18 protein-coding genes are annotated in these 16505 nt (G+C 36.1%); 10 read left to right on the forward strand and 8 right to left on the reverse strand.

Annotated elements, in window-relative coordinates:
- Window positions 1-50 precede the first annotated feature (50 nt).
- A complete protein-coding gene (locus AB1278_RS10485) occupies window positions 51-701 on the reverse strand; it encodes an HAD family hydrolase (protein WP_202838757.1) in 651 nt (216 codons plus the stop codon).
- Between the two features lie 43 nt (window positions 702-744).
- Window positions 745-2868: a Tex family protein gene (locus AB1278_RS10490; RefSeq protein WP_429814211.1), complete on the reverse strand. Its 2124-nt coding sequence runs from the start codon at window positions 2866-2868 to the stop codon at window positions 745-747.
- A 259-nt stretch (window positions 2869-3127) separates the two neighbouring features.
- Here AB1278_RS10490 and AB1278_RS10495 point away from each other — a divergent pair, with 259 nt between their 5' ends.
- Window positions 3128-3805, forward strand: a complete 678-nt coding sequence (locus AB1278_RS10495) for a YceI family protein (protein WP_343641358.1) — start codon at window positions 3128-3130, stop codon at window positions 3803-3805.
- A 68-nt stretch (window positions 3806-3873) separates the two neighbouring features.
- Here the strand turns inward: AB1278_RS10495 and AB1278_RS10500 are convergent, their stop codons facing one another.
- Window positions 3874-4230, reverse strand: coding sequence for a hypothetical protein (locus AB1278_RS10500; protein ID WP_202838760.1), 357 nt, complete (start codon window positions 4228-4230; stop codon window positions 3874-3876).
- 127 nt (window positions 4231-4357) lie between these two features.
- Here AB1278_RS10500 and AB1278_RS10505 point away from each other — a divergent pair, with 127 nt between their 5' ends.
- The 6 genes from AB1278_RS10505 (at window position 4358) to ychF (ending at window position 10660) form a co-directional block, all read left to right on the forward strand.
- On the forward strand, window positions 4358-4612 hold the full coding sequence (locus AB1278_RS10505) for a DUF1294 domain-containing protein (protein ID WP_411413043.1): 255 nt from the start codon (window positions 4358-4360) through the stop codon (window positions 4610-4612).
- A gap of 88 nt (window positions 4613-4700) precedes the next feature.
- Window positions 4701-4907 (forward strand): bacteriocin-like protein, encoded by a 207-nt coding sequence (locus tag AB1278_RS10510; RefSeq protein WP_137905639.1) that lies wholly within the window; start codon window positions 4701-4703, stop codon window positions 4905-4907.
- 137 nt (window positions 4908-5044) lie between these two features.
- Window positions 5045-6850, forward strand: a complete 1806-nt coding sequence (typA, locus tag AB1278_RS10515) for a translational GTPase TypA (RefSeq protein ID WP_062675162.1) — start codon at window positions 5045-5047, stop codon at window positions 6848-6850.
- Window positions 6851-6978: 128 nt separating this feature from the next.
- The gene (locus AB1278_RS10520) at window positions 6979-8595 is read left to right on the forward strand and encodes a glycoside hydrolase family 10 protein (protein WP_429814214.1); all 1617 of its coding nucleotides are present in this window, start codon (window positions 6979-6981) and stop codon (window positions 8593-8595) included.
- Window positions 8596-8838: 243 nt separating this feature from the next.
- Window positions 8839-9390: a ferritin gene (locus tag AB1278_RS10525; protein WP_330746661.1), complete on the forward strand. Its 552-nt coding sequence runs from the start codon at window positions 8839-8841 to the stop codon at window positions 9388-9390.
- 178 nt (window positions 9391-9568) lie between these two features.
- Window positions 9569-10660: a redox-regulated ATPase YchF gene (ychF, locus tag AB1278_RS10530; RefSeq protein ID WP_202838764.1), complete on the forward strand. Its 1092-nt coding sequence runs from the start codon at window positions 9569-9571 to the stop codon at window positions 10658-10660.
- Between the two features lie 438 nt (window positions 10661-11098).
- Here the strand turns inward: ychF and AB1278_RS10535 are convergent, their stop codons facing one another.
- Genes AB1278_RS10535 through AB1278_RS10545 form a run of 3 tightly spaced genes read right to left on the reverse strand, consistent with a single transcriptional unit; the run spans window position 11099 to window position 11707 of the window.
- Window positions 11099-11257, reverse strand: a complete 159-nt coding sequence (locus tag AB1278_RS10535) for a hypothetical protein (protein ID WP_165490835.1) — start codon at window positions 11255-11257, stop codon at window positions 11099-11101.
- Between the two features lie 36 nt (window positions 11258-11293).
- Window positions 11294-11491, reverse strand: coding sequence for a hypothetical protein (locus tag AB1278_RS10540; protein WP_227943800.1), 198 nt, complete (start codon window positions 11489-11491; stop codon window positions 11294-11296).
- Window positions 11492-11518: 27 nt separating this feature from the next.
- Window positions 11519-11707, reverse strand: a complete 189-nt coding sequence (locus AB1278_RS10545) for a hypothetical protein (protein ID WP_330746657.1) — start codon at window positions 11705-11707, stop codon at window positions 11519-11521.
- Window positions 11708-11987: 280 nt separating this feature from the next.
- Here AB1278_RS10545 and AB1278_RS10550 point away from each other — a divergent pair, with 280 nt between their 5' ends.
- Together AB1278_RS10550 and AB1278_RS10555 are read left to right on the forward strand one after the other, a co-directional pair.
- Complete coding sequence (locus AB1278_RS10550) at window positions 11988-12926, forward strand: helix-turn-helix domain-containing protein (protein ID WP_202838766.1); 939 nt, start codon at window positions 11988-11990, stop codon at window positions 12924-12926.
- An 89-nt stretch (window positions 12927-13015) separates the two neighbouring features.
- A complete protein-coding gene (locus AB1278_RS10555) occupies window positions 13016-13780 on the forward strand; it encodes an SDR family NAD(P)-dependent oxidoreductase (RefSeq protein WP_202838767.1) in 765 nt (254 codons plus the stop codon).
- An 89-nt stretch (window positions 13781-13869) separates the two neighbouring features.
- Here the strand turns inward: AB1278_RS10555 and AB1278_RS10560 are convergent, their stop codons facing one another.
- The gene (locus AB1278_RS10560) at window positions 13870-14046 is read right to left on the reverse strand and encodes a hypothetical protein (RefSeq protein ID WP_171006339.1); all 177 of its coding nucleotides are present in this window, start codon (window positions 14044-14046) and stop codon (window positions 13870-13872) included.
- Between the two features lie 422 nt (window positions 14047-14468).
- Window positions 14469-15617, reverse strand: coding sequence for a methionine aminotransferase (locus AB1278_RS10565; protein WP_429814218.1), 1149 nt, complete (start codon window positions 15615-15617; stop codon window positions 14469-14471).
- A gap of 224 nt (window positions 15618-15841) precedes the next feature.
- Between AB1278_RS10565 and AB1278_RS10570 the strand changes: the two genes are divergently transcribed.
- Window positions 15842-16393 (forward strand): DUF2867 domain-containing protein, encoded by a 552-nt coding sequence (locus tag AB1278_RS10570; RefSeq protein ID WP_429814221.1) that lies wholly within the window; start codon window positions 15842-15844, stop codon window positions 16391-16393.
- Window positions 16394-16505: the final 112 nt, after the last annotated feature.

Here is a 16505-nt window from a genome sequence, read left to right on the forward strand (position 1 = left end):
TTGTAAGTGTATTTTTTGTAAAAAATAAAGACTGTCTTGAGAGACCGCCTTTATTTGGTTATATCGGTAACGCGGAGTCCTACTTGTGAAAAGGAAAGAATCGCCGGCTCGTACAAAGGGTTGGTTAACTTTCCAAATCCATATTTACAAAAGATAAATGGTAATCCATTGGATGTTGCAGAATCATAATCAGTTTGGGTATCTCCAATATATAAGGTGTCTTCAGCAGATAAATAATTTCTTTCCATAAGAAGCTGTATGTTTTCAGATTTATTTTTTTTGGTCCGCCCGTGAGACTCAAAATCTACAAACAGATCACTGAATTGATAATAATCTAAAAAAGATTCAATATAGCCATCCTGACAGTTGCTTACAATGAAAAGGGAATAGGTATTAGCCAGATTCTTTAAAGTCTCTTCCACACCATCATATAAAATTCCACCTTCTAAGTGAAGTATTTTATTCTCTTCGCCTACAATTTCAGAAAGAAGTTTCTGAGCCTGCAGGTCTGAAATGCCGGGAATAATATCTTTTACAATATCATGAGCTAATAATCCCATATACTGATCCATGTCTTCAGGCTTCAGTTCTTTTTGGATCAACTGATGTTTACCCAATACTTTATTCCATATTTTGATAATCGTAGCTCTGGAATCCCATAATGTTCCATCCAGATCGAAGATTAGATTCTTTGTTTTCAAAATGATAATTGTTGGTTTAATTTAAATACATAACGGTTAAAAATTACAAAATCATGCTCAGCTGCACTCTTTTTCTTGCTTCATCTACTTCCGTTACCTTTACACGAACATGCTGATGAAGTTTTACCACTTCATTGACATCTGATACAAAGCCATCTTTAAGCTGGGAAATATGAACCAGCCCGCTTTCTTTGATTCCTAGATCTACGAAACATCCAAAAGCGGTAATGTTATTGACAATTCCCGGAAGAATCATTCCTGCTTTTAAATCTTTGATGCTTTTAACATTCGGATCGAATTCAAATACTTTTGCTGCTTTTCTTGGATCCAGTCCCGGCTTCTCAAGTTCTTTTAAAATATCTTTAATTCCTAAAATTCCGATTTCTCCTGTTGTATAGTTTTCCGGTTTTACCAGAGCTATTTTTTCTTTATTGGCAATCAGCTCAGTGGTTTTAATACCCAAATCTTTTGCCATTTTCTCTACAATTCCATACGCTTCCGGATGTACTGCAGAGTTATCCAATGGATTTTTGGCATTGGTGATTCTCACGAAAGCGGCGGCTTGCTGGAACGCTTTTTCTCCAAGTCTTGGAACTTTTTTAAGCTGTTTCCTGTCTTCAAATGCTCCGTTCTCAGTACGGTAATTCACAATGTTTTCTGCCATTTTTTCTCCGATTCCGGAAACATAGCTTAATAGAGACTTACTGGCGGTATTTAAATTAATTCCCACAGAATTTACACATTTCATGACAGTAGAATCCAGCTCATTTTTAAGTTGAGTCTGATCCACATCGTGCTGATATTGCCCAACGCCTATAGATTTGGCATCAATTTTCACCAATTCAGCCAGTGGATCAGAAAGTCTTCTTCCGATAGAAACAGCTCCACGTACTGTTACATCATACGAAGGAAACTCATCTCTTGCAATTTTACTTGCAGAATACACGGATGCTCCGGCTTCAGAAACCACAAAAACCTGCAAAGGCTTATCAAAAGCGATCTTTTTAATGAAAAATTCTGTTTCGCGGCTTGCTGTTCCGTTACCAATAGAAATAGCTTCAATATTATAGGCATTTACCATAGAACGGATTTTTTTCATAGCCATTCCGCTTTCATTCTGCGGAGCGTGAGGGTAGAGGGTTTCGTTATGCAGTAAATCTCCCTTCTCATCCAGGCACACAACTTTGCATCCGCTTCGGTATCCGGGATCTATTGCCAGAATTCTCTTTTCTCCCAAAGGTGGAGCAAGAAGCAGCTGGCTTAAATTCTCAGAGAAAATTTCAATTGCTTTTTTGTCTGCTTTTTCTTTGGCTTCCTGTAATGTTTCGTTTGAAATAGCGGGTTCCAGAAGTCTTTTATAACTGTCTTTTATGGCCAGTGCAATCTGGTCCGAACTTTCATTGTTGGATTTAATGACCGCTTTTTCAATAAAACCGATTGCTTCTTCTTTATCTACAGCTACATTTGTTTTTACAAAACCTTCCGCTTCTGCTCTCAACATTGCCAGAAGTCTGTGGGAAGGAGTTCTGCCAAGACTTTCTTCCCATTCAAAATATTGGGAGAATTTCTGTGCATCTTCTTCATCTTTTTTGGCTTTTACAACTTTAGAAGTGATAACAGCCTTACGCTGAAATAATCTGCGGAGATTTTTACGGACATACATATTTTCATTGATCCATTCTGCTATGATGTCTCTTGCTCCCTGCAATGCTTCTTCTTCAGAATTTACTTCATCATTAAGATATTTTGAAGCCAGAAAATGAATATCATTACTTTTCTGACTCATAATAATTCTGGCTAAAGGTTCGAGTCCTTTTTCCTTGGCTGTGTCAGCTTTGGTTTTCTTACGCTTTTTGAAAGGCAGGTAAAGGTCTTCCAGCTCCTGGATATCAAAGCTTTCTTCTATTCTCTGCTGAAGTTCAGGCGTTAATGAATTCTGTTCTTCTATTGATTTTACAATAGTTTCTTTTCTTTTAACAATGTCCTCAAACTGCCTGCTGATTTTTGAAATCTGTTCAATCTGTGTTTCATCAAGGTTTCCGGTCTTATCTTTTCGGTAACGCGAAATAAAAGGAATGGTGCAGTCTTCTGCTAATAATTGTAAAGTATTGTTGATGTTCTTTTCAGAAATGCTGAGCTGTCTCTGGATAAATTCTACGGTCGTCATTGTTCTGTTTTCGGATAGCTAAAATAGGGTTTTGGAATGAGAAAATATAGATACTGAATGTATTAATCTCTTTATTTTATATTATACCAATTATTTCGGTAGGCATTTAATTCAATAGAAATATTCCGCAAATGGTTTTATCATTACAAATACTATAAAAATACCACATTTCTTGATGTATGTTAAGGCTTCTCCAAATAGGTTTTTCTATTTTTGTACCCGAAAACAACAAAATTCAAACTTTTTTAAACAGTTCAATATGAAAAAAATTAGCGTAATTGCATTAGTTGGAGTAGGATTGCTTTTGGCATCATGTGATAAAGGAAAAACAGCAGAGTCTGCAGCAACAGCTCAGGAACAAACAGTAGCAGAGAGCAAAGGAGAAACACTGGCAGTAGACACAGCAGCTTCAGTAGTAAACTGGAAAGCATTCCACAAGGGAGGTATGGCACCTCGTTGGGGAACACTTACTGTAAAATCAGGAGATATCAGTGTTGATGCAGGCCAGGTTGCTGCAGGAAACTTTGTGATTGACATGAATTCTATCAAAGTAGATCCGGCTTCAGTAACAGAGAAAGATAAAAAACCGGCAGACCTTGAAGCTCACCTTAAAAACCCTGATTTCTTTGATGTAGCTAAAAACCCTACTTCAGATTTCAAAATTACCAGTGTTACAGATTTGAAAGAAGCACCAAAAGATGCAGTAGCAGGAGCTAATAAAACAGTAAGCGGAAACCTTACATTATCAGGAAAAACAATGAATGTTACTTTCCCTGCTAAAGTAGATGTGACTGAAAGCTCAGCGGCTATTCAGGCGAAGTTTACTGTAAACAGAGCAGATTGGGGAATCAAATTCGGTACTTCAGAAGCAGACCCTGCAGAATGGATGATCAGCAAAGATATCGAGATTGCTATCGATGTAAAAGCTAAAAAATAAGTTATTTAAATTGTAATAACAACCGGGCTGTCTTTTTAAAAGACAGCTCTTTTTATTTACTGTAAAAATCAGTTCAAAATCGTTGAATTCTGAATTCTCACACAATATTCACTTCCAAGATATAAAGGATTACCGTGCTTTTCAGACCAGAATCCATCAAGTATATCCTTATTCAGACAGCGATATACAGCAACACCTTTATATATTTTAAGATCTTCACCTTCATAATTGAAGTTGATTACCAGGATATGATTTTTATAAAATCCGGTACCATTTTGTATATGATCACCGATAATCCATTGCGCAATGATACGGTTGTTCTCGTCAATGGATAAGGTTAATATACCATGATATGTGGGTAGGGAAGACTCTTCCTGATTACTCCCTTCAATAGAGTAGCTTCCTGCAAGATCCTGTACTGTCATTGATTTTATTTTTAGGAAGTGCAAATTTATAAAATCTTATTCTGATAAAATTATAAATATATTCATGGTTGTAAAGTTGTTTCCATATACAAATTAAGCTTTACTTTTGCCACAAATTAATTTTTGAATGATTCCTTTTCTTTTTATAACAAACCTGATTACATTTGGGATCTTTGGATTTGATAAATGGCAGGCCCAAAAACATCAATGGAGAATCTCCGAAAATGCTCTTTTAGGAATCTCCCTTCTAGGTGGAATTTTAGGAGCGGCTTCAGGAATGGTGATTTTCAATCATAAAACTTCAAAAAAATCTTTTTTAGTAAAATTTGTGCTTGTGGTTTTGATTGATCTGGTTGTGTTTTACAGATTAATAAGACGTTGATATTAAAAATGTTAAATATTTTTAATAAATAGTTGTCATGATTTATTTTTTTTATCTTTATCAGGCTAATAACAAATAAAAAAACAACATGAAAAATCTCAAAAAAATTTCCAGAACAGAAATGAAATCAGTTCAGGGAGGAATCGTCAAAGGAATGGTAAGATGCAAAGATGCTGATACATGCGTTGTAAGATGGGGATGGGGAACCGGATTCTCCAGCAATTGTGCAGAGTTTGACATTATATGTGGAGAACCGCCTGCAGTAGATCCATGCGAAGTGCAGGCTTGTGTATAAATAATCTAAAGAGTGTTTTTTTGAACACTCTTTTTTATTGTCTTGTAAATAAGTATTTTAAACAAAATATTAAATATTTGTATAACTAAATATTTTTTCATTAAAAATCACTACTTTTGCACCCGTAAAAATCTTTTATGCAAAACATTAGAAATATTGCGATTATCGCACACGTTGACCACGGAAAGACGACTTTGGTTGACAAGATCATTCACGCTACCAACATTTTCAGAGAAAATCAGGAGAGTGGGGAGTTAATTATGGATAATAACGATCTTGAAAGAGAAAGAGGGATCACGATCTTATCTAAGAATATTTCTGTTACTTATAAAGACACAAAAATTAACGTAATCGATACTCCTGGTCACGCCGATTTTGGTGGAGAAGTAGAAAGAGTATTGAAAATGGCTGATGGGGTTATTTTGTTGGTGGATGCGTTCGAAGGACCAATGCCGCAAACAAGATTCGTACTTCAGAAAGCTTTGGAATTAGGATTGAGACCATTAGTGGTTATCAATAAAGTAGATAAACCAAACTGCCGTCCTGACGAAGTTCATGATAAAGTATTTGACCTTTTCTTCAACCTTGATGCTACAGAAGAGCAATTGGATTTCCCTACATTCTATGGATCTTCAAAACAAGGCTGGTTCAACACTTCATTAGAGCAAACTGAAGATATCTTACCATTATTGGATGGTATTTTACAATATGTTCCTGAACCGAAAGTAACAGAAGGTAATCTTCAGATGCAGATCACTTCTCTTGACTTCTCTTCATTCTTAGGAAGAATTGCAATCGGGAAAGTGACAAGAGGTGAGATCAAAGAATCTCAATGGATTGGTCTTGCTCAGGCAGATGGTAAAATTGTAAAAGGAAAAGTAAAAGAACTTTACGTTTTTGAAGGATTAGGAAAGAAAAAAGTAACTGAAGTACAGGCAGGTGATATCTGTGCTGTAGTAGGTTTTGATGCTTTCCAGATTGGAGATTCTTTCGTAGATCTTGAAAATCCTGAGCCATTGGAAAGAACGGCAATTGATGAGCCTACGCTGAATATGACGTTCTCTATCAACAACTCACCTTTCTTTGGTAAAGACGGTAAATATGTTACTTCTAATCACCTGAAAGAAAGATTAACAAAAGAATTAGAGAAAAACCTTGCCTTAAGAGTTCAGCAGACTGACGATGCCAATACATTCCTTGTATTCGGTAGAGGTATTCTTCACTTATCAGTTTTGATCGAAACAATGAGAAGAGAAGGGTATGAAATGACTATCGGTCAGCCGCAGGTTATCTTCAGAGAAATTGATGGTGAGAAATGTGAGCCTTATGAATCTTTGGTTGTTGATGTTCCTGAAGAATTTGCTTCAAGAGTTATTGACCTGGCGACTCAGAGAAAAGGTGACCTTCACATTATGGAAACTAAAGGTGAAATGCAGCACATGGAATTCGAAATTCCTTCAAGAGGTTTGATCGGATTACGTTCTCAGATGTTGACAGCGACGGCTGGTGAAGCTATTATGGCACACCGTTTCACAGAATATAAGCCTTTCAAAGGTGCTATTCCTGGAAGAAACAATGGTGTTTTGATCAGCAAAACAACTGGTCCGGCTACAGAATATTCTATTGCTAAACTACAGGATAGAGGTAAGTTCTTCGTTGATCCGGGTGAGGAAATCTACACAGGAATGATCATCGGTGAGCAAAACAAACCTGGTGACTTAGTAGTAAATATCGTAGAAGCAAAACAGTTGAACAACATGAGAGCTTCCGGAAAAGATAAAGATACTGGTGTTGCTCCGAAAATTTTATTCTCACTTGAAGAATGTATGGAATACATCCAGGGTGATGAAGCAATTGAGGTAACTCCGAACTTCATCAGAATGAGAAAGAAAATCCTTTCTGAAGAAGAAAGAAAAAGAGTGGAAAGATCTGCAAAAGCATAATAAAATCTTATACATAAAATCAAAGCCTCGATTTTCGAGGCTTTTTTTCTATACCTACCCATTAAATGCTTATTTTGGCATAATAATCTCTGAAAAAAAAAAATAAATTTTAAAGTAGTTTTGTGACTATGAGAATGAATAAATTAAAACTTATCGTTTTATTGGGCGTTTTTGCATCTTACGCTACCTCCTGTTCCGTTCAGAACAATGTTGTAAAAACACCTTCCGCGAAGAATCCGACAAAACCAATCAACAATACAAATCCTCCGAAAGTAAATCCGACAGCTGTAAAACCTGCTACAGGTACAGGATCTTCCGGTGAAGAAAATTTCAGAACCAATCTTCCCGAAATCAAAAGAGAATTCCGTGGAGCATGGATCGCAAGTGTTGCCAATATCAACTGGCCATCAAGAAATGATCTTACGGTAGAGCAGCAGAAAGCAGAAGCAATCAGTATGCTTGATATGCTGAAAGACAATAATTTCAACGCTGCTATTTTCCAGATCAGACCTTCCGCAGATGCACTTTATACAAGTAATATCGAGCCATGGTCTTACTTTTTGACCGGAGAAACAGGAACTGCACCATATCCCAATTATGATCCACTTCAGTTCTGGATTGAAGAAGCTCATAAAAGAGGGCTGGAACTGCATGTCTGGTTGAATCCTTACCGTGCACATCATACCAACGGAGGCGCAGTAAATAAGCTTTCAATGGCCAATAAACTGTCTGATATTGTGGTTAGACTAAAGAACGGAATGTATTGGTTTGATCCTGCTAATCCGAAAACACAAGGCCACGTATCCAATGTGGTGAAAGATATTGTAAAAAGATACGATATTGATGCTGTACATTTTGACGATTATTTCTATCCTTATGCCACTTACAACAAAGGTGCGGATTTTCCTGATAATGCAAGCTGGAATGCCTATGTAAGCAGTGGCGGAACCTTATCCAGAGCAGATTGGAGAAGAGATAACGTGAATAAATTTGTAGAACGGATCTATAAAGAGATTCACGCAGAAAAAAATAATGTAAGATTCGGGATCAGTCCGTTCGGGATATGGAAACCAGGATATCCGGCAGGAGTTGTAGGATCATCACAATATGATGAACTGTATGCAGACGCTAAATTATGGTTAAATAAAGGCTGGGTAGATTATTTCTCACCACAGCTTTACTGGCCTATAGATTCCAAAGGACAAAGCTTCGAAGGCCTGTTAAGCTGGTGGCAGTCTGAAAATACAATGAAACGTCACCTGTGGCCGGGATTGAATACTGTTGAAATAAAAGTATCAGACCGTCCGGCTGAAATCAAAAACCAGATTGCAATTTCCAGAAATATCCTTAAAAATGATGCCGGAGAAATTCATTGGAGTATTGCCGGGCTTACCAAAAATCCAAATATGCTTCCTGCTTTGAAAAGCGGACCATACAATGAAAAAGCATTAGTTCCGAAATCTCCATGGATAAAAGCGGTTCCATTGCAGACTCCAACCTTGTTTATTGCTGATAACGGAAGTTTTGCTCAGACAAGCTGGAGTACAAAAAATGCCGCTGATGTTTTCCTGTGGGTACTTTTTACACAGTACAACGGAGTATGGCAAACAGAAATTCTGACATTGGATACGCTTTCAAAAGATATTCCCAAATCTAAAGACGGGAAAAAATTGAATGCCGTTGCCATCAAAGCTATCGACAGATTAGGAAATGAGAGTGATTATACAGCAAGAAGGATTAAATAGTAGGAATACAATCCATTATAAATTGGTCATTGCGAACCTTTATGTGAAGCAATTTCAGTAATAAATTTAAAAAACCGGTTCTCAGACAGAACCGGTTTTATTTTAGAATAACTATAAATTATTAATTTAAGTTACTGAATTTCAGTTGTGTTTTAAAGGTGTTTTGGAATTTTTATACGGAATAATAACCCTATCGGAACTGTTTTTGCATGATTCATTCCATAATCACCAAAATATAACATTATGAATACTAAAAGACTTTCCGACAACATGGAAAAGGCATTAAGTGACCAGATGAACAAAGAAATTCATGCATCACACGTTTTTTTATCCTATGGGATCTGGGCTGATGATAAAGGTTATCAGGGTATTGCCAATTTTCTTTACCGCCATGCTCAGGAAGAAAGAAACCACTCCATCAAATTCATGGAATATATCTTAAACCGTGGTGGAAAACCAAAAGTAGACGCTATTCCCGCTCCTCCGGCAGATCCGGACAGCCTTACTGCCTGTTTTGATGGCGTCTTTAAGCATGAAGTTGACAATACAACCGCAATTTACAGAATTGTAGATCTTTCTCTTGAAGAAAAAGACTGGGCTACGTGGAATTTTATGCAATGGTTTGTACAGGAACAGATTGAAGAAGAAACATTAGCGCAGAACTTAATTGATAAATTAAAAATTGCAGGCGGCGACAGAGCAACAGATGAATCTTTATTTACTTTAGATAAAACTTTGCAGGAAGCACCGAATGATGTGCCGCTGGCTCAGAATGCTACAGGGGACAATCCTTAAAACAATTGGTGAAACCAGACCTTTTAAAAATCTGTCAGAATATTGGCAGATTTTTTTATTATGAAACTCCCTCAAAAATCACTATCTTTGCACACTCGTAATTCAAGGTTCTGAGTTCAATGTTTAAAGTTGGAGAAACCTTGAGTTACCCTAAACCTTAAACTTTGAATTTTACAATATGAAATGTGGAATCGTAGGCTTACCGAATGTAGGTAAATCAACTCTTTTTAACTGTCTGAGCAACGCAAAAGCTCAATCAGCAAACTATCCTTTCTGTACGATTGAACCGAACCTTGGAACGGTTTCTGTACCGGATCAGAGATTGTTTGAACTGGAGAAAATCGTAAAACCTGAAAGAGTTTTACCAGCTGTAGTTGAAATTGTTGATATTGCAGGTCTTGTAAAAGGAGCCAGTAAAGGAGAAGGATTGGGAAATCAATTTCTGGCTAATATCCGCGAGTGTGAAGCGATTATTCATGTTTTAAGATGTTTTGACAACGGAAATATCGTTCACGTAGAAGGTTCAGTAGATCCGTTAAGAGATAAAGAAATTATTGATATAGAACTTCAGCTGAAAGACCTTGAAACGGTAGGAAAAGCAGTTGAAAAAGCTAAAAAATTCATCAAATCAGGGAAGAAAGAAGATATCCTTACTTACGAAACTCTTCAGAACTTACAGAAATTCCTTGAGGATGGTAAAAATGCAAGAGAATTCGCTGCTGATGACTTTACAAAGTCAATTATCGGAGAAGTTCAGTTGTTGACAAATAAGCCGGTTCTTTACGTTTGTAATGTAGACGAAAATTCTATCAAAAACGGAAATGAATGGATTGCCAAGATTGAAGAAATGGCTGCAGGCGAAGGTGCTGAAGTCGTAGTATTGGCAGCACAGATTGAAGCTGATATCAACGAACTTGAAACTTTCGAAGAAAGAGAGATTTTCCTTGATGAGCTGGGACTTACAGAACCAGGGGTTAACCGTTTGATCAGAAAAGCTTATGATCTTTTAAAACTTCAAACGTACTTTACAGCCGGAGTAAAAGAAGTAAGAGCCTGGACTATCGGACAGGGATGGACGGCTCCGCAAGCTGCAGGAGTAATCCACACAGATTTTGAAAAAGGATTTATCCGTGCAGAAGTAATCAAGTATAATGATTATGTAAATTACGGTTCTGAAGTAAAGGTAAAAGAAGCCGGAAAACTTTCTGTAGAAGGTAAAGAATATATTGTACAGGATGGTGACATCATGCACTTCAGATTCAACGTATAAGAAAAGTATTAAAGTTAGTTATATTAAAAAAGCGCTTCCATGTATTTGGGAGCGTTTTTTGCGTAAAATTAATAATGTAGGCTGTCTGTTTATATTTTGATATTTGGAACAGGTACTAAAAATTACTGCTCCCTGAAGTAGAGAGCAGTATTTTTATTTTTAAAGTGGAATACCTATATCAAACCGGCATTTTGGCTCGATACAGGATGGAGAGAAAACTACACAGTTATTGATTATATCTGTGCATTTTAACTGCGCCTGTCCAGTTCGGCACTCCGGTTCATAGCATGAAGGATGAATCTGTGCGCAAATACTTTGATGGCTGCATATCATCACACCTCCTTTAATGGTTTTCAACTCTTTTTTATTGAGTTTTTTACCATTATTTACATGCTGATTTCTCATTCGTTAAAGTCTTATGGTTTAGTTTTTTATTGGCTACAATTCAATACCAGGCTGGCACTGAATTTCTGCACAGGTAAAAGAATATTTCTTACAAGTAAGGTCTGGAAGCAAGCACATTTCTTTTCCACCTGTAATTACTCGTAATTGTTTTTTGTTCAATTTTTTTCCGTGATTTAAATCTTGATTTTTCATAATGTTTAATTTTTGGTTTAGTGAAGAATTCTATCTTTATGGTTGTGGTCTGCATATTTTTTGTGCACAGCCAATAGAGATCTTGGTGCAGTTTCGGACATCATCCGGAGGATAGGTTTCACAAGGAAATTCCGTACATGGGATAGGCTCCATGCAATCTAACATACCTCCGTGAATCATTTTTAATTGTTTTTTTTCAAGCTTTTTACCTTTACTTAATTCAATCTTTTTCATAGTTTTTTGTTTAAAATGATACTTTAGTTATAACTCTGGTCTGCACTCTTTTTGTGCACATTTAGGAGAAATGATTGTACATCCGTATGGATCAGAAGATGGTTCACAGGGTGTTGGACATAAAACAGGTTCCATACAGTTAATAAGACCTCCTTTGATTGTTCTTAATTCTTTTTTGTTTAATTTTTTTCCAATTTGACTGATTTGATTTCTCATTGATTTGATTTTTAATGGGTTAGTTTTAACGAAAGTAATAAAAATAAATGAAGTATATCACTGTCGTTAGAAAAAAATGGAGGATTTTTTAAATATTTTATTATGGTATTGATGGTGAATATTAACTGCAATCGGCAAATACACTGAGTTTTTCAATAAGTTAATAAGGTTTTATTTTTGAGATTTAAAAAGACTTTTTTGCTTCGCCAAACAATCTGGACTCATTTCAAAAAATATTGGTTGATAAGTTTGTATATTTGAATTTTACAAATTATTTGTGATGGAAAAATTAGCATTTACTTCACTGGAAGATTTTTATAATGAGATGGCTGCCAAACTGGGCAAAGATCTTGAAAGTATTTTTCCAAAGGGACTTCACAAAGACATTGGTCATTTTAATGTCTTCGATATTGCCCAGACCATCGAAAGAGCAAAGACCACTTCTGAAATGCCCTATAACAGAAGGAAGTATTATAAGATCAGCTTTATAAAAGGACGGAACAGGGCAGAATATGCGGACAAGGTCATTTCAATTAAACAGAACGCACTGTTATTTGCAACGCCTAAGGTCCCTTATCACTGGGTTCCTGAAGATCCCGATCAGTCAGGAAGTTTCTGTGTTTTTACCGAAGACTTTTTCATCAAGGATAAATCGTACTACAACCTTGAAGACCTTCCTATATTTCAGCCAGGTGGAATGCCGATCTTTGAAATTGATGGTGAACTGGCAGAAGAGATTGAAAACCTTTTTAAAAAGATAAAAAAAGAAATTGATTCAGATTATGTATTTAAATATGATCTGATCAGAAACTATGTTCTGGAGCTGATCCATTACGGACAGAAATTACAGCCTGCTTCCAAAATATCATCGTCAAATGATGCATCTATGAGAGTGGTTTCTTTGTTTATAGAGCTGCTGGAAAGACAGTTTCCCATAGAATCCTGGGAACAGAGACTTCAATTGAAAACTGCAAAAGATTATGCAGACAGGCTTGCCGTTCACGTTAATTACCTGAATAAAAGATTAAAAGAAAGTACCGGAAAGACAACTACAGAATTAATTTCAGACCGTATTATCCAGGAAGCAAAAATTCTTTTGAAACAGACCAGATGGAATGTGTCAGAAATATCGTATGCGCTGGGATTTGAGGAAATTGCCCACTTTTCTAATTTCTTTAAAAGGAAAACTTCTTTTACTCCATTAGAATTTCGTTCCTGATTTGAATTTTGCAAATTTCAGATTGATTCAAGCAAACCCTTCAGTCTGAAAATTTCCCAACTTTGTACCATCAAAATAATCAAAATACAATGAACACAAAAACAAATATTGCACTGGTAACCGGAGGAAGCCGTGGATTAGGGAAAAACTCAGCAATTAAAATTGCTCAAAAAGGACTGGATGTAATTATCACCTACAGAAGCAACAGGGAAGAAGCAGAAACTGTTGTCAATGAGATCAAATCAATGGGAAGGAATGCTGTTGCATTTCAGCTTGACACAAAAGATATTAAGAGCTTTGATACTTTTGTGAAAAACGTAACAGATCACTTGCAGCAAAATACAGGAAGCACTCATATTGACTACCTGATCAATAATGCAGGAACAGCCCTATATTCACCGATTACAGAAGTGACGGAAGAACAGTTGGACGATGTGGTAGACATTCATTTTAAAGGTGTATTTTTTCTGACTCAGAAATTATTGCCATTTATCAATGACGGAGGAGGAATTATCAACGTGTCTTCAGGCTTGGCAAGATTCGCAACACCGGGATCTTCTGTTTACGGATCCATCAAAGCAGGCGTTGAAATGCTCACAAAATATATGGCAAAAGAATTAGGTTCAAGAAAAATCAAAGCCAATGTTGTAGCGCCGGGAGCTATTGAAACAGATTTTGGCGGCGGAAGGGTGAGAGATAATGGAGAAATCAATGCCATGGTAGCTGGTGCTACAGCTTTGGGAAGAGTAGGTCTTCCGGATGATATTGGTGGAGTAGTAGCGTTCCTGTGTACGGAAGATGCAAGATGGATCAACGGGCAAAGAATTGAAGTTTCAGGAGGGATGTTTTTATAAAGTATAATAACCTTAAGTGAATTATTATCTTTAAATAAATCGGCCGGCTCAGAATGAGCCGGCCGATTCCGGATATGGAGTAATGTATTTTATTCAACAGCTTCAAGAGGTTCCGGCAACTGACATTTCTGTTCTGAACAGCCGGGTCCGATGTAGATACAGTAGCCTGAAGAATTGGTACATCTTATGTTGCCCAATCCTCCGTGGAATTTATGCAGCTCTTTTCTGGTTAATTTTTTTCCTTTGTTTAAATTCTTGTTTTTCATGGTAGTTTTATTTTTGGTAATTATTGATTTATTATTTTTTTGATTTAGATAAAATAGGAAAAATAAACTAAATAAGTCACTAAATAATGATTATATATGATAACATTACTATCGATAAAACTGTAAAAACATTTAAATATCAATATTTACGTATCATTAACAGTCCACTCCTCCGGAGCTTTATTTTTTGCAGGGACTTCATTTTTTTTCTACTAACAGCAGATACCGATGGGATCCTACTGACTGCTAATAGAACGTATTTGTTTTAAATTATAGGTCCAGGGGAGCGACCTGATACTCATGCTTTAATTTAATCGGACAGGAATAATATTATAAATAAATACTCCGCAGATTAAACAGACAAGGCTGACAGTTTTGATCTGCCAATCTGAAAAGTCAAGTGGGTGAAAAATAGATGACTGTTAAACCTTTGATAAATTTTCAAGGGCTTTTTCCAGTGTTTCCTGCTTCTTCGCAAAGCATAATCTGATCACATTCTCGTTCAGCCTGTTTTTATAAAATGAAGAGAAAGGAACGCTGGCAACCTTATGATTGATGGTAAGTTCTGAAGCAAAATCAAAATCATTTTTATCTGAAATTTTATCATATTTTACTGCCTGGAAATAAGTTCCTTCACAATCCAGAAGTTCAAATGGTGTGCTTGCAAGGCCTTTTCTCAGGAAATCTCTTTTTTCCTGGAAAAACTGATTAAGATGGGTGTAATGTTCATCCTTTTTCATGTATTCTGCCAGTGCGAGCTGAATGGGAGTGTTTACGCAAAAAACATTAAATTGATGAACCTTTCGGAATTCATCTGTTAGGCTTTTTGGTGCTGCACAATAGCCTACTTTCCATCCGGTAACATGGAAAAGTTTCCCAAAAGAGGCTACAAGAAGGCTTCTTTCTTTCAGCTCAGGGTATTTACAGATGCTTAAATGCTGTTTTCCGTCAAAAACAATATTTTCATATACTTCATCACTCAGAATAAGAATAGAAGTTCCTTTTACAATCTCAATAAGTTTATGTATATCATTTTCTTTCAGAATTTTTCCTGAAGGGTTGTTGGGATTGTTAAGAATAATCATCTTGGTCTTTTCACTGACAAGATTTTTTACGGCAGTCCAGTCGATTTCATAATCCGGGGCTTTCATTTCAAAGCGCTTTATAATTCCCCCGAAAAGTTCCACAGTAGGTTCATAGCAGTCATAGGCCGGTTCAAAAATAATCACTTCGTCATCCTTTTTAATGAAAGAGGCGATAGCGGTAAAAATGGCCTGAGTACCGCCTGCAGTAACTGTTATTTCAGATTCCGGATGGTATATTGCCTGATGACTGTTTTCAATTTTTCGTGCAATTTCTTCCTTTAAGCCAATCATTCCACCAAGAGGAGCGTACTGATTGAACCCTTTTTTGATAAAATAATCTACATGATTTAATAATTCTGAATCAGGCAGAAAATCAGGAAATCCCTGAGAAAGATTAATTGCCTCATTTTCATTGGCAAGTTGAGTCATCTGGCTGAAAATAGTAGTTCCTACATTGGAAAGTTTTGATAAAGGAAGTTGTATCATAAAAGCAGTTTTGTTGACCGAATTTAATGAAATATTTAGAACAGTTTGAACTTATGGTAATAAAAATCAGAAAATAGCAGGTTTAAAGAGAATGATGGCAAATTGTAAGACTCAATAGTCAGTTTCAGAGTATTAAATAAATCTAAACATTTGTTTAAATTTTCCTTTTAAATGAATGGAAAGATACTTACATTTGTTAGACAACAACCATAAAAACAATGACAATGAAGATTACGAAGACAAAGTTTCCTGAAAAATCTGTTTTATCTCCGGGAAAAAAAGATTTCGATTATATTGATAGTTTTCAGGGAGAACTTACAGAATGTGGCAGAAATATCGATATCTCAGAAATAGGAAAAGCTTTCTTTACAAGCGGGCCAAAATGGGGAAAGAAAATGTTTGCTTTCAGAAATAGAGTAATGGGATTATTCGGTTTAAAGACAGGTTCTGAAAATGAGAAGCAACAAGCAGAGAAGGTTTTCCAATGCGAAATTGGCGAACGAGCGGGACTTTTTAAGATTTTTGATAAGACCAGTAACGAAATTGTTCTGGGAGAAGATGATAAACATCTGGATTTCCGGGTTTCTCTTTTAATTGACAAAAATAGTAAAGATGTCAATCAAAACTCACTTACCATCTCTACTATGGTAAAATTTCATAACTGGTGGGGCGTTTTGTACTTTTTACCCGTTCGTCCTTTCCATAAGCTGATTGTTCCGGCTATGCTGAAAAATATAATCGGGCAGCTGGAAAAGAATAAATTGTATACAGTGTAAATATTGAAATAAAAAGACCATCCACATAACAGGATGGTCTTTTTTTAAGGAATAAACTTAATAAAGTTTAATAATAAATCAATATCTCGGTTGGTTATTCACCACCCTTAGA

The organism is Chryseobacterium sp. NRRL B-14798, assembly GCF_050470705.1.
GTDB classification, from domain to species: domain Bacteria; phylum Bacteroidota; class Bacteroidia; order Flavobacteriales; family Weeksellaceae; genus Chryseobacterium; species Chryseobacterium cupriresistens.